Source organism: Mycolicibacterium chlorophenolicum (assembly GCF_001044235.1).
GTDB lineage: Bacteria > Actinomycetota > Actinomycetes > Mycobacteriales > Mycobacteriaceae > Mycobacterium > Mycobacterium chlorophenolicum.
Genome location: NZ_JYNL01000064.1, coordinates 829,545 through 843,108 on the forward strand (window position 1 = coordinate 829,545; position 13,564 = coordinate 843,108).

Annotated in this window: 13 protein-coding genes; 8 read left to right on the plus strand and 5 right to left on the minus strand. The window is 71.0% G+C overall.

The window, feature by feature from the left end; genetic code table 11:
- The 3 genes from MCHLDSM_RS26340 (at position 1) to MCHLDSM_RS26350 (ending at position 2,899) form a co-directional block, all read left to right on the plus strand.
- On the plus strand, positions 1-522 hold the full coding sequence (locus MCHLDSM_RS26340; RefSeq protein ID WP_048472663.1) for a dihydrofolate reductase family protein: 522 nt from the start codon (positions 1-3) through the stop codon (positions 520-522).
- Positions 523-555: 33 nt separating this feature from the next.
- On the plus strand, positions 556-2,391 hold the full coding sequence (locus MCHLDSM_RS26345; protein ID WP_048472664.1) for an acyl-CoA dehydrogenase: 1,836 nt from the start codon (positions 556-558) through the stop codon (positions 2,389-2,391).
- Between the two features lie 79 nt (positions 2,392-2,470).
- Entirely contained in the window at positions 2,471-2,899 is a 429-nt protein-coding gene (locus tag MCHLDSM_RS26350; protein WP_234714190.1) for a YybH family protein, read from the plus strand.
- An 89-nt stretch (positions 2,900-2,988) separates the two neighbouring features.
- Here MCHLDSM_RS26350 and MCHLDSM_RS26355 read toward each other — a convergent pair whose 3' ends face one another.
- Together MCHLDSM_RS26355 and MCHLDSM_RS26360 are read right to left on the minus strand one after the other, a co-directional pair.
- Positions 2,989-4,461, minus strand: a complete 1,473-nt coding sequence (locus tag MCHLDSM_RS26355; protein WP_048472666.1) for an aldehyde dehydrogenase — start codon at positions 4,459-4,461, stop codon at positions 2,989-2,991.
- Positions 4,462-4,516: 55 nt separating this feature from the next.
- Entirely contained in the window at positions 4,517-5,284 is a 768-nt protein-coding gene (locus MCHLDSM_RS26360) for a class I SAM-dependent methyltransferase (protein WP_048472667.1), read from the minus strand.
- Positions 5,285-5,320: 36 nt separating this feature from the next.
- Here MCHLDSM_RS26360 and MCHLDSM_RS26365 point away from each other — a divergent pair, with 36 nt between their 5' ends.
- Genes MCHLDSM_RS26365 through MCHLDSM_RS26380 form a run of 4 tightly spaced genes read left to right on the plus strand, consistent with a single transcriptional unit; the run spans position 5,321 to position 7,859 of the window.
- Positions 5,321-6,478, plus strand: a complete 1,158-nt coding sequence (locus MCHLDSM_RS26365; protein WP_048472668.1) for a glycosyltransferase family 4 protein — start codon at positions 5,321-5,323, stop codon at positions 6,476-6,478.
- A 36-nt stretch (positions 6,479-6,514) separates the two neighbouring features.
- Complete coding sequence (locus tag MCHLDSM_RS26370) at positions 6,515-6,739, plus strand: hypothetical protein (RefSeq protein ID WP_048473000.1); 225 nt, start codon at positions 6,515-6,517, stop codon at positions 6,737-6,739.
- Positions 6,736-7,593 (plus strand): oxygenase MpaB family protein, encoded by an 858-nt coding sequence (locus tag MCHLDSM_RS26375; RefSeq protein WP_048473001.1) that lies wholly within the window; start codon positions 6,736-6,738, stop codon positions 7,591-7,593. Before MCHLDSM_RS26370 ends, MCHLDSM_RS26375 begins: the two co-directional genes overlap by 4 nt.
- Positions 7,594-7,601: 8 nt before the next feature.
- Positions 7,602-7,859, plus strand: a complete 258-nt coding sequence (locus MCHLDSM_RS26380; RefSeq protein WP_048472669.1) for a hypothetical protein — start codon at positions 7,602-7,604, stop codon at positions 7,857-7,859.
- Here the strand turns inward: MCHLDSM_RS26380 and MCHLDSM_RS26385 are convergent.
- On the minus strand, positions 7,800-9,518 hold the full coding sequence (locus tag MCHLDSM_RS26385) for an MmpA family trehalose lipid delivery protein (protein ID WP_082169076.1): 1,719 nt from the start codon (positions 9,516-9,518) through the stop codon (positions 7,800-7,802). The genes MCHLDSM_RS26380 and MCHLDSM_RS26385 overlap by 60 nt on opposite strands.
- A 41-nt stretch (positions 9,519-9,559) precedes the next feature.
- The gene (locus tag MCHLDSM_RS26390) at positions 9,560-10,765 is read right to left on the minus strand and encodes a cell envelope lipid trafficking protein PgfA (protein ID WP_048472671.1); all 1,206 of its coding nucleotides are present in this window, start codon (positions 10,763-10,765) and stop codon (positions 9,560-9,562) included.
- Positions 10,766-10,912: 147 nt separating this feature from the next.
- Between MCHLDSM_RS26390 and MCHLDSM_RS26395 the strand changes: the two genes are divergently transcribed.
- Positions 10,913-12,106, plus strand: coding sequence for an acyltransferase family protein (locus MCHLDSM_RS26395; RefSeq protein ID WP_407661933.1), 1,194 nt, complete (start codon positions 10,913-10,915; stop codon positions 12,104-12,106).
- Here MCHLDSM_RS26395 and MCHLDSM_RS26400 read toward each other — a convergent pair.
- Positions 12,103-13,563, minus strand: coding sequence for an AMP-binding protein (locus MCHLDSM_RS26400; RefSeq protein ID WP_048472673.1), 1,461 nt, complete (start codon positions 13,561-13,563; stop codon positions 12,103-12,105). The genes MCHLDSM_RS26395 and MCHLDSM_RS26400 overlap by 4 nt on opposite strands.
- Position 13,564 lies beyond the last annotated feature (1 nt).

Genomic DNA, 13,564 nt, shown 5'->3' on the forward strand with positions numbered 1-13,564 from the left:
ATGGCCTGCGTCTACTACACCGCCGCCAGCCTGGACGGCTACGTCGCCGACGAGCACGCGAGCCTGCAGTGGCTGGTCACCCGTGACATCGACGCCGACGGACCGTTCGCCATCGACCCGTTCCTGGCCTCGGTCGGCGCGCTGGTGATGGGGGCCGACACCTACGAGTGGATCCTGACGAACCACCCCGGCGCGTGGATGTACGACCAACCGTCGTGGGTGATGACGCACCGTCCGCAGATCGTGGCCGCGGACCACCCGGTCCAGACGTTCGCGGGTGAGGCGACGGAGTTGTTCCCGACGCTGCGCGACGCCGCCGGGGACCGGCACGTCTGGGTGGTCGGCGGGGGAAAGGTGGCCGCGCAGTTCGTCGGCGCCGGCCTGGTCGACGAGATGATCGTGTCCTACGCGCCGTGCACGCTCGGGGCGGGCTCACCGGTGCTGCCGGTGCGCTCCGAATGGGAACTGGTCGCCACGGCCCGCAACGCCGCCTTCGTCTGCGCACACTGGCGTAAAGCCTGACGGGCGCGGCCCGGCGGCATAGTCTGGCCCACCATGGGGCATTACCGCAGCAACGTCCGCGACATCGAGTTCGGCCTGTTCGAGACGCTGGCACTCGAGAAGGTGCTCGCCACGGGCGACTTCGGCGACCTCGACGGCGAGTCCGTGCGTCAGATGCTGCACGAGGCGGCCAAGCTCGCCGAGGGGCCGCTGTCCGAGGCGTTCGCCGAGACCGACCGACAGCCGCCGACCTTCGACCCCGGCACGCACGTCGTCAGCATCCCCGAGCCGTTCAAGAAGACCTTCCGGGCCTGGCGCGACGGCGAATGGTCGCGCGTCGGCATGGCGGAGGACATCGGCGGTGTGCCGGTCCCGGCGATGGTCGAGTGGGCGGTCAACGAGTTCGCCCTCGGCGCCCAGCCCGCGGTGTTCCTCTACTCGGCCGGTCCGAAGATGGCCGACATCCTCTACGCGATCGGTAATGAGCAGCAACGGCATTGGGCGTCGCTGATGATCGAGCGGGACTGGGGCGCGACCATGGTGCTCACCGAACCCGACGCCGGTTCCGACGTCGGATCGGGTCGCACCAAGGCCGTCGAGCAGCCGGACGGCACCTGGCACATCGACGGCGTCAAGCGGTTCATCACCAACGGCGACGGCGACGACCTGTTCGAGAACATCATCCACGTGGTGCTGGCCCGGCCCGAGGGCGCCGGACCCGGCACCAAGGGCCTGAGCCTGTTCATCGTGCCGAAGTACCACTTCGATCCCGAGACCGGTGAGCTCGGGGAGCGCAACGGCGTCTACGTCACCGGGCTCGAGCACAAGATGGGGCTCAAGGCGTCGGCGACCTGTGAGCTGACGTTCGGCCAGCACGGCGCCCCGGCGGTCGGCTGGCTGGTCAACGACACCCACAAGGGCATCGCGCAGATGTTCAAGGTGATCGAGTACGCGCGAATGATGGTGGGCACCAAGGCGATCGCGACACTGTCGACCGGTTACCTGAACGCGCTCGAGTACGCCAAGAGCCGCGTGCAGGGTGCCGACCTGACCCAGATGACCGACAAGACCGCACCGCGGGTGACGATCATCCACCACCCCGACGTGCGGCGGGCGCTGCTCACGCAGAAGGCCTACGCCGAGGGGCTGCGCGCGCTGTACCTGTACACCGCCGCCCACCAGGATCCGGCGGTCGCCGCGGTGGTCTCGGGCGCCGACGCCGAGATGGCCGACCGCGTCAACGACCTGCTGCTGCCGGTGGTCAAGGGCGTGGGTTCGGAACGGGCGTACCAGTGCCTGACCGAGTCCCTGCAGACCCTCGGCGGATCGGGCTTCCTGCAGGACTATCCGATCGAGCAGTACATCCGCGATGCCAAGATCGACTCGCTGTACGAGGGCACCACCGCGATCCAGGCGCAGGACTTCTTCTTCCGCAAGATCGCGCGCGACCAGGGCGGGGCGCTGCTGCACGTCGTCACGCAGATCCGGGCGTTCCTCGACGACGGCGCGGCGCGCCCCGAGCTCGCCGACGGCCGGGCGCTGCTGTCGACGGCGGTCGACGACGTGCAGGCGATGGTCGCGGCGATGACGAAGTACCTGATCGACTCGCAGGAGAATCCGCGCGAGCTCTACCGGGTGGGTCTGGAGTCGGTGCCGTTCCTGCTCGCGGTCGGTGACCTGCTGCTCGGCTGGCTGCTGCTGCATCAGGCCGAGATCGCGCTGACCGCCCTCGACGGCGACGTGAGCCCGCGCGACCGCGACTTCTACACCGGCAAGGTGGCCACCGCGCTGTTCTTCGCCAAGAACATGCTGCCCGGGCTGACGTCGCGCCGGGCCATCCTCGAAGCGGTCGACCTGACGGCGATGGAGGTGCCCGAGTCGGCGTTTTAGGCTCCCGTTTTTTGCGCGAGCAGACGCAAACTCAGGCGGATTCTCGCCAATTCAACCGAGTTCGCGTCTGCTCGCGGCGATGACTTCCGGGTCCGCCCCCGGTCTGCACCGCATGACCGACGAAACCGCCATCCGCGACGTCCTCGACCGCTGGGTGGGCGCGATCCGCGCCCGTGACCTCGACGGCGTCGCCGCCGCGCACACCGATGACATCGTGCTGTTCGACGTGCCGGTTCCCTACGACGGGGTGTACGGCATCGACGGCTACCGCGCGACGTGGCCGGAGTTCTTCGAATGGATCGCCGGCGGCGCCGTGCTCGAGCTGGTCCGGCTCGACGTCACCGCCGGCGACACCGTCGCCTACGCGCACGCCCTGTTCCGCGCCGGCATGCCGGAGGACATCGCCGCGCATCCCGAGAAGCGGCTGCGCAGCACGTTCGGGTTGCGCAAGATCGACGGTGCGTGGGTGATCGCCCACGAACACCACTCCATGCCGCACACCGCCTGACCGCGTGGGGCCCCACGAAGTAGGGGACAGACGCAAACTCGTGCTCGCCGGGGCGATTTCGTACGAGTTTGCGTCTGCTCGGCAGAAGATCAGGACGGGGTGTAGCCGAACGGCAGCAGGATCGACTTCGGCTCGCAGTACGCCTCGATGCCCTCGGTGCCGTTCTCGCGGCCGATGCCCGAGTTCTTGTACCCGCCGAACGGGGCGCCCGGGTCGAACGCGTACATGTTCACCGCGTAGGTGCCGGTGCGGATCCGGCGGGCGATCTTGAGCGCCTTCTCGTTGTCGGTGGTGTACACCGACCCGGCCAGCCCGTACACCGAGTCGTTGGCGATGCGCACCGCGTCGTCCTCGTCCTCGTAAGGGATCACCGCGAGCACCGGCCCGAAGATCTCCTCCTGGGCGATCGTCATCGAGTTGTCGACGTCGGCGAACACGGTCGGCTGCACGTACCAGCCGCTGTCCAGGCCCTCGGGGCGCTCTCCGCCCACGACGACGCGCGCGCCCTCCTCGACACCCTTCTTGATGTAGCCCTCCACGCGCTCGCGCTGCTTCTCGCTGATCAGCGGGCCGATCATCGCGGCGGGGTCGGTGGGCAGCCCGGGCAGCATCCCGGACACCGCGGCCGAGAGTTTCTCGACGACCTCGTCGTAGCGCGAGCGCGGCGCCAGGATGCGGGTCTGCCCGACGCAGGCCTGCCCGGAGTTCATCAGCCCCGAGAACACCAGCATCGGCAGCGTGGAGTCGAGGTCGGCGTCCTCGAGGATGATCGCCGCAGACTTGCCGCCCAGCTCCAGCGTGCACGGCTTGAGCTTCTCGGCGGCGATCTTGGCGATCTCCTTGCCCACCGCGGACGAACCGGTGAACGTGAACTTGTCCAGCTCCGGGTTGGCCGTCAGCGCGCGGCCGGTCTCCGGGCCGCCGGGCACGATCGACAGCACGCCCTCGGGCAGCCCGGCCTCGGCGAACGCCTCGGCCATCGCGAACACCGACAGCGGGGTCTCGGCGGCGGGCTTGAGCACGATCGTGCAACCGGCCAGCAGCGCGGGGCCCAGCTTGTTGGCGGCCAGGAAGAACGGCACGTTCCAGGCGGTGACCGCACCGACGACCCCGATCGGCTCACGCACCACCAGCGTCTGGCCGTAGATGCCGTCGCGGATCTCCTGCCACGTGAACTTGTCGGCCGCGCCCGCAAAGTACTGGAACGACGACATCGCGGCGCCGTACTGCATCATGTCGACGATCGTCGGCGGCTGGCCGGTCTCGGCGGCGAGCAGGAACTTCAGCTCGTCGGCCCGCTCCTCGAGGATCTTGACCGCCCGCGCCAGCACCTCGCCGCGCTCGGCGGGCGACATCTGCGGCCACGGGCCCTCGTCGAACGCCTTGCGGGCGGCCGCGCAGGCGGCGTCGACGTCGGCGGCGCTCGCCAGCGGAACCTTGCCGACCAGCTCACCGGTGGCGGGGGAGTGCACCTCGATCACGTCCGCGGTGGCCGGCTCGACCCACTTGCCGCCGATGAACAGCTTGTCCCATTCGGTCTTGAACGCCGTGCTCTGTGTCATGGACGTCACATTACCTACGATCAGGCGGAAGTAGAACCTGTTGCAGTTGGCGGATTCAGGACGGTGACAACACCAGCACCAGGTTGCTCACCGTGAATTCCCGCAGCCCGGGCACCTTCGTCAGGTTCCAGGCCCATCGCGGGTGGTAGCGGGGAAAAGCGGCCACCAGCGCGCCGGTGCCCGCCGCCCACCGCAGCCCGTCGCGGGCGTGCACGGCGAACAACGACGAGCCGTAGTCGTTCTTGGGTCGACGGCCGTGCCGACGGGCGTACCGGTCGGCGGCGCGCCGGCCGCCCAGGTAGTGGGTCAACCCCATCTCGTGGCCGCCGAACGGGCCCAGCCACACCGTGTACGACAGGATCGCCAGCCCGCCCGGCCGGGTGACGCGCAGCATCTCCGCGCCGAGCCGCCACGGCTGCGCGACGTGTTCGGCGACGTTGGAGGACAGACACACGTCGACGCTGCGGTCGGCGAACGGCAGCGCCATCCCGGAGGCGCGGACGAACGTGCCCGCGCGCCGGTGGGTGCGCGGCGCCGCGGCGTGCATCTCCCGCGGGTCGGGTTCGACCCCGAGGTAGCGCATCCCGGCGTCGGTGAACGCCGACGCGAAGTAGCCGGGGCCGCCGCCGACGTCGAGCACGGTCAGGCCGGCCGGATCGGTGCCGGTCGCGCCGGTCCACAGGTCGGCGACGAGCGCGACGGTGTCGTCGGCGAGCGCGCCGTAGAAACGGTCGGGATCGCTCTGCTCGAAGCGGAACGCCGAGAGCAACCGCAGCGAGCGCGCCAGCGTCGCCCGCCGGGCGAACAGATCCGTAGCGACCACCCGGCCACCCTAGGCACAGCGCTAGTCTGAACACCGATGTCCGCCCCCCTGAACTCCGTGTTGCTGCTGTGCTGGCGCGACACCGGGCACCCGCAGGGCGGCGGCAGCGAGACCTACCTGCAGCGCATCGGCGCGCACCTGGCCCGCTCCGGAGTCCGCGTCACATTGCGCACGGCGCGCTACGACGGGTCGGCGCGGCGCGAGGTCGTCGACGGGGTCGAGATCCAGCGCCGGGGCGGGCCCTACTCGGTGTACGTGCGCGCCGGGCTGGCGATGGTCGCGGCCCGCGTGGGGGTGGGCCCGCTGCGGCACGTGCGGCCCGACGTCGTCGTCGACACCCAGAACGGGCTGCCGTTCCTGGCCCGGCTGGCCTACGGCCGGCGCGCCGTGGTGCTGGTGCACCACTGCCACCGCGAGCAGTGGCCGGTGGCCGGGCCGGTGAAGAGCCGCATCGGCTGGTTCGTCGAATCCCGGCTGTCGCCGCGGCTGCACCGGCGCAACCAGTACGTGACGGTGTCGCTGCCCTCGGCGCGGGATCTGACCGAACTCGGGGTGCGGGCCGACCACGTCGCGGTGGTGCGCAACGGCGTCGACGCCGCGCCGCAGGCCAGCCTGACCGCGCCGCGGTCGCCGACCCCCCGCGTCGTCGTGCTCTCCCGGCTGGTGCCGCACAAGCAGATCGAGGACGCGCTCGACGCGGTCGCTCGGCTGCGCCCGCGGATCCCGGATCTTCACCTGGACGTCGTCGGCGGCGGCTGGTGGGCGCAGCGGCTGATCGACCACGCCGAGCGCCTCGGCATCGCCGACGCCGTCACCTTCCACGGACACATCGACGACGACACCAAACACGCTGTGCTGCAACGCAGCTGGGTCAACGTGCTGCCCTCGCGCAAGGAGGGCTGGGGGCTGGCGGTCGTGGAGGCCGCCCAGCACGGCGTGCCGACGATCGGGTACCGGTCCTCGGGCGGACTGTCCGACTCCGTCGTCGACGGTGTCACCGGGATCCTCGTCGACGACCTCGAGGATCTGGTCGACGGCCTGCACCGGCTGCTCACCGACCCGGTGCTGCGCGACCAGCTCGGCGCCAAAGCGCAGGTGCGCAGCGGGGAGTTCTCCTGGGATCAGAGTGCCGACGCGATGCGTGCGGTCCTCGACGCGGTGCGGGCCGGCCGCCGCACCAGCGGCCTGGTCTGAGGCTGCGCGGCTGCTCCCGCCGTTACGATGACCGGCGTGCGCAGCCCGCTGCAGCGGTACCTGGACTACCGGATGACGGTGGCCGAATGGATCGGCACCGCGGCGCTTCTCGGCACGCCGTACCTGGTGATCGGCGTGATCTACACCCTGGTGGGCGACGACCACCTCGCCCGTGCCGACGGGGTGCGCGCGGCGGCCGCGTTCGTCGGAGGCGTTCTCTACTGGCCGGTGCTGTTGCTCGTCGGGGCGTGTACGCCGTGACCGCGAACCGGATCGAGGTGGCCCACCACACCGCGCGGTGGGACGACGGTCCGGTGTCGGTTGCCGATGCGATGGACTTCTGGTCGTTCGCCGCGGGGGCTGCGAACGTGATCATGCAACTGTCCCGCCCCGGCGTCGGGCACGGCGTCGTCGAGAGCACCGTCGAGTCGGGCAACCTGATGAAGCATCCGTGGAAGCGGGCGCGGACCACGTTCACCTACCTCGCGGTGGCGATCCGCGGCACCGACGAGGACCGGGCGGCGTTCCGCGCGGCGGTGGACGACGTGCACCGGCACGTGAAGTCGACGCCGTCCAGTCCGGTGCGCTACCACGCCTTCGACCGCGACCTGCAGATGTGGGTGGCGGCGTGCCTGTTCGTCGGTCTCGAAGACACCTACCAGTTGTTGCGTGGACCGATGACGCCGCAGCAGCGTGAGCAGTTCTATCTGTCGGCGTGGCCGTTGGGTACCACCTTGCAGGTCACCGAGGATCAGTGGCCGCCCAGCCGAGCTGACTTCGACGACTACTGGACCGAGGCCTGCGCACGGATCGGACTCGACGCAGCGGTGCGGGACTACCTGATGGACCTGATCGACCTGCGCATGATCAATCCCGTTCTGGCCCTTCCGTTCCGACCCTTGCTGAAATTCCTGACGGCAGGCTTTCTGGCTCCGGTGTTCCGCGACGCGCTCGGTCTGGGCTGGGGTACCGGGCGGCAGTGGTGCTTCGAACGGCTGTTTCTGGTGGTGGCCTTCGTCAACCGGTTCCTGCCCGAATTCGTGCGCCAGGCCGGCACGTTCCTGCTTCTGGCCGACGTCCGGACCCGGGTGCGACGGCACCGCCGTCTGGTCTAGGGGTCTTGATGGGAATCCGCACCGCCGTCCGCCGCTTGCTGAGCAGGCGGGTCTCGGTCTACGACGTGGTCGAAATGGCGCTGTGGCTGGCGATTCCGTACGTGGGGATCGGCTTGACGTGGGCGTTCTTCCAGACGCAGCAGGTCGGTGCCGTCGAGGACATCCTGACGACGCGGCTGCCGGCCGGCGCGGACATCCTGTCCTACCTACTCGTCGCCGCGCTGTGGCCGTTGGGCATGCTCGTCCCGGGCGTCTGCGCCGCGTGACCGCCTGCGGCGCAACGTCATCGCGCCCAGCCCGACGACCAGCTGCGCCAGCCACACCCCGTGCGCGGCGAGCACCATGCCGCGATGGGGCGAGGACGGGCTGTCCCCGCCGACCCGGTAGACGGTGAGCTCGGTGTCCCGAAAGGTCACGGGCAGAGCCAGATTCGCGTCGGATCCTTCGACGACGACCCAGCCCACACCCGCCGCGGCCAGTTGGTCCCGGTCGGCACCGGCGAGCAGCATCGCCTGGACCTCGCGCGCGTGCACGCCCTCGCCGGGCACGGTGCGCCCGCCGATGGACAGGTCGCCGGTGGTGAGCACCTCGGCGCGCAGCCACCGCGGCAGCGGATCGAGCACGGGTGCGGTTCCGGCCCAGGCGAAGCGGCGCATGCTGTCGACGGGCAGCACCGCGACCGGTGCCGGGGCGGCGTCGATCACCGCGGCGGCCTCCCGCCACGCCGACGGATACTGCACCGGCCGGACCTTTCCGCCCACGCCCCAGGCCAGGTCGGGCAGCGTCGCGATCACCGCGGCGCAGCACACCGCCGCGGTGGCGACGGCCGGCACCCGGGGCCGCAGCGTGACCACGGCCGCCGCCCCGGCCAGCGCGTAACCGGGCATCGCCAGCGCGACCCATTTCTGCCCGTCGCGCACCACGCCCAGGCCGGGAACCGCCTCGATCACCGCCTCGACGGCCGCCAGCCCCGGGCCCGTCGCCATCAGTGCGGGCACCGTCACCGCGGCGACGGCGAGCACCAGCAGTGGGACCCCGGCGCGGCGCCGGATCAGCACCGGCACGCCGATGGCCACCACGGCCAGCAGCACGACCGTCGCCACCACGGCGAAAAGGCTTGTGCGCGAGGCGGGTACCGCGTCGACGTTCCAGATGCCGCCGAGTCCGGCGAGGCTGCCCAGCGTGCTCAGGCCCGGCTCGGCGCGGGCCGCGAACGCACTCACCGCGGGTCCCTGGTCCGCCCCGGAACTCCAGCCGTCGGCCACCGCGGAGGCCACCAGCCACGGCAGCGCGGCCGTCGTCGCCGCCGCGAGACTGACCACCGCGCAGAACCGGCGGGACCTCCCCGGCCCGGGCGCCACCGCGCACACCAGCGCGACCGTCGCCGCCAGCATCAGGCCCGTCGGCGTCAGCCCGGCCAGCGCCAGCCAGAACAGCACCGCCCCGACCCCGCCGAAACTGTATTCCACGCGCCGAAACTCGCCATCTTCGCGCGTGGAATGCAGTTTCGGCGCAGAACGTAGGGCCAGCACCGACCCCGCAACCCACGGCAGCGCGCCGTACCCCACCAGCAGGCTCCAGTGCCCCTGCAGCAGGCGTTCGGCCACATAGGGATTCCAGATCGCGATGGTGGCCGCGACGCACTGCCCGGGCAGGCCCGCGTCGGGCAGCAGGGCCGCGGCGAGCCGGGCGGCACCCCAGCCGGCCAGCCAGATCCCGAGGATCAGCAGCGCCTTGACCACCACGCCGCCGTCGAGCACCGCCGACGCCCACGCGACCGCGACGTCCTGCGGCAGCGCCCGAGGAGCGGCCTGCGTGAGCCCCAGCGCGGCATCGGTCAGATACGACCGCGGCGTCGACACCGCGTCGCGCAGCAGCAGATACCCCGGCCCCAGCAGCGGCGCGGTCACCGCCAGCGCCAGCACCAGCGCGTACGCCGGCGCGACCAGCGAGCGGGTGCGGGCGATCAGACCGGTCTGTCCGGCGGCAGATCCGTCGGTCGCTGGGCGGGGAGTTTCTCGGTCTTGGCCTCCGCGCCGGGGACCGGTTCACCCTCGTCGCCGCGCCCGCCGAAGAACCGGTTGCCGGTGTCGTCCAGGCCGGGGTCGATCAGCATCGACTCGGCCCGCAGGCTGAACGAGCCCAGCAGCGCGCCGCCGATCAGCAGGACCAGGCCGAGCGCGGTGAACGTGATCGGCAGGATGCGGCCCCACAGCGCCACCCGGTCGCGCTCGTCGAACGCCGCCGCCACCTGGGATTCCACCGACTCGTCGTTGGTCGTCACCGTGTAGTCGACGAACGTCACCTCGGGCTTGAGCGCCTCGCGGGCGTAGTAGTGGTAGCCGCGGTCGGTCTCCTTGACGATCGTGCCCGACACCGGATCCACCCAGAAGGTGCGCTGCGCGGCGTAGTAGCGCGTCATCGTGATCGATTCCTCGGGGTCGCCCTCGAGACCCCACAGCGCGGCGCGGGCCGTGACCTGGCTGTCGGCGTCGTCGTCGTACAGCGAGGCGTACTTGACGGGTTCCACCAGCTTGCCGTCGTTGTCGAAGCCGACGTTCTGGGTGAACTTGTAGGCGGTCAGCCCGTTGACGTCCTCTTCACCGGCGTAGTTCGCGTCGTACGGCTTCTGCGCGATCGGATCGAAGAACGGATAGGTCTTCTTCTGCGTGTCGAACGGGAAGCGGTAGGCGAGCCCCTCGTGGGGCAGCGCGATGTTCGTCGGCGGGTTCTCGTCCTCGATGGCGCGCGGCTTCTGCACGGCACCGCCGGGGTTGCTCTCGCTGGACACCGCCTCGGCGGTCTTGCGGTCCAGGGTCACGGTGTCGACCATCGCCAGCAGCAGACCCTTGTCCTGCTGCTGGTCCGACCGCCGCAGCGTGTCGCCGACCTGCAGCGTGACGACGTCGGCGTTGGCCGGCGACTCGACGCTGATCTGCTGCTGCATCACCACCGGGACGTCCTTGTTCACGACGAACTTCTGCGTGTTCAGGGACGCGGGGTCGAAAGAGTCACCGGTGCCGTCGCTGACCAGCGTGGTGTCGATGTCGAGCGGGATCTTGGAGATCTTGCCCTTGGTGTACGTCGTTAGCAGCAGCGCGGCGATGAGCAGGGCGGCGCCCAGTCCCATGATTCCGCACGCGGCAAACCTCAGCGCAACTGCGCGGTTCAATACCGTGTCTCCCTTCGCGCGCGGCAAAACCCGTTCGACCCTAACAGCACAAGTTAAGGCCCTCAGTAGCAAGCAGTGACAAGCACCTTCGGGCAGCCCGCCGGGCCTGACTACCCGTTTTCCGCCGGGCGACGCCGGAGGCGCACACTGGTCGTCGTGACCGGATCCGAGACGGCCGCCGGCCCCAGCGCCGTCGGGGGCACCCGGGGGTTCCTGCCGGCGGTGGAGGGCCTGCGCGCCTGCGCGGCCATCGGTGTCGTCGTCACCCACGTGGCGTTCCAGACCGGTCACACCACCGGGGTGACGGGCCGGCTGCTGGGTCGCTTCGACCTGGCGGTCGCCGTGTTCTTCGCGCTGTCGGGCTTCCTGCTGTGGCGCGGCCACGCGGCCGCGGCCCGGGGGCTGCGCAAGCGGCCGGCGGCCGGCCACTATCTGCGGTCGCGGTTCGTGCGCATCATGCCCGGATACCTCGTCGCGGTCGTGGTGATCCTCACGCTGCTCCCGGACGCCCAGGCCGACGCGACGGTGTGGCTGTCGAACCTGACGCTGACGCAGATCTACGTGCCGCTGACGCTGACCCCCGGGCTGACCCAGATGTGGAGCCTGTCGGTGGAGGTGGCGTTCTACATCGCGCTGCCGTTCCTGGCGCTGCTGGTGCGGCGCGTCCCGATCAAGGCCCGGATCCCGGTGATCGTGGCCGCCGCGGTGGCCAGCCTGTTCTGGGTGCGCATCCCGTTCGACCCGGCGTCGGGCCACAACCTGTGGAACTGGCCGCCGGCCTTCTTCTCCTGGTTCGCCGCGGGCATGGTGCTCGCGGAGCTGACCGTGTCGCCGGTCGGGCTGCCGCACCGGCTGGCTCGCCGGCGGCTGCTGATGGCGGCCGTGGCGGTGACGGCGTTCCTGATCGCGGCGTCACCGCTGGCCGGCAAGGAGGGGCTGCAGTTCGGCACGATCGGTCAGGTCACCGTGAAGACCGCGATGGGCGCGGTGGTGGCCGGTGCGCTGCTCGCCCCGCTGGTGCTCGACACCCCCGACACCGCGCACCGGTGGATCGGGCACCCGACGATGGTGACGCTGGGCCGCTGGTCCTACGGCCTGTTCGTGTGGCATCTGGCCGCCCTGGCGATGGTGTTCCCGCTGCTGGGGGAGTTCGCGTTCAACGGGCACTTCGCTCCGGTGCTGGTGCTGACCGTGGTGTTCGGGTTCGCGATCGCCGCGGTCAGTTACGCGCTGGTGGAGTCGCCGTGCCGTAACGCGCTGCGCCGGTGGGAGCGCCGCAACGACCCGACTCCGCTGGACAGTTCCGTCGACGACGTCACCGAGCCCGCCGTCGCGCGCTAGTCCGATTGCGCGGCACGCCGCGCGATGACCTCGTCCCGCACCGCCGACCGGCGGGCCTTGCCGGCGTCGTCGCGCAGCGGCCGGTCGGTGAACTCGACGGTGCGCGGCAGCTTGTAGCCCGCCAGCCGGTCGGTCAGGAACGCCGTCACCTCGGCCGCGTCGAGACCGGGCGCCTGGACGATGACGTGCGGCACCTGGCCGAGGTCGTCGTCGGGCACCCCGACGGCCAGGCTGGACAGCACCCCGGGATGTTCGGCCAGCGCCGATTCGATCTCGGCCGGGTACACGTTGCGCCCGCCGACGGTGAACATGTCGACGCGGCGGTCGGTGAGGTACAGGAAACCGTCGGCGTCGAAGTACCCGAGGTCGCCCAGCGAGTCCCAGCCGTCGCGGCTCGTGGCGGTGCTGCCGACGTAGCGGTAGGTGGGCCGTGCGCCCGGCGCGCGGCGCATGTAGATCTCGCCCGGCACGCCGGGCGGGCACTCGTTGCCGTCGTCGTCGAGGACCTTCATCTCCCCGGCGACCACGACACCGACCGAGCCCGGATGGGTCAGCCACTGGTCGCCGGAGATGAACGTCAGCGCCTGGAGTTCGGTGCCGCCGTACAGTTCCCACACCTTGTCCGGGCCCAGCAGCTCGATCCAGGCGCGCTTGACCGCGGGCGGGCACGGCGCCGCGAGATGCCAGAACCGGCGGATCGACGACAGGTCGTAGGCGTCGGGGTCGGCGCGGTACACCGGCAGGAGCCGCTGCATGATCGTCGGCACCGTCGTCAGGAACGTCACCCGGTGCTCGGTGACCAGCCGCAGGAACCCGTGCGGCTCGAAGCGCGGCATCACCACCAGGTGGTGGCCCTGCAGCAGGCCCACCGCGAACGTGGTGAAGCCGGTGTTGTGGCTCAGCGGCACCGAGATCAGTGAGACGTCGCCCTCCTGCGCCCCCAGCGGCGTGCCGATCGCCGCGGGGATGCGGCTGTCGTTGCCGGCCTCGATCAGCTTGGGCCGCCCGGTGCTGCCGCCCGAGGCCATCGACTTCCACACCGGCGACACCGCCTCGGGCAGCGGCGCATCCGAGACGTCCTGTGCCGGCGTCGCGGTCATGGTGGGGGTGACGCCGGTGGGGTCGGCGCGGCCGACCAGAAGCGCGGGGCGCCGCAACTCGAGCAGTGCCGCCAACTCGGCGTCGGGCAGCCGCGCCGACAGCGGTTGGGGCACCGCGCCCAACTTCCAGCAGGCCAGCACCGCGTGGATCCAGTCCAGCGAGTTGGGCAGCAGGATCGTCACGTAGTCGCCGACCCCGACGCCGCACGCGGCGAAGCTGCGCGCCAGCCGGTTGGTGGCGGCGTCGAGCTGGGCCCGGGTCACCGTGACGCCGTCGCACGTGGCGGCGGGCGCGTGCGGATGCCGCGCGGCCAACGCCGAGACCTGGGTGCCGATCGGGGGGACGGGGGAGGTCATG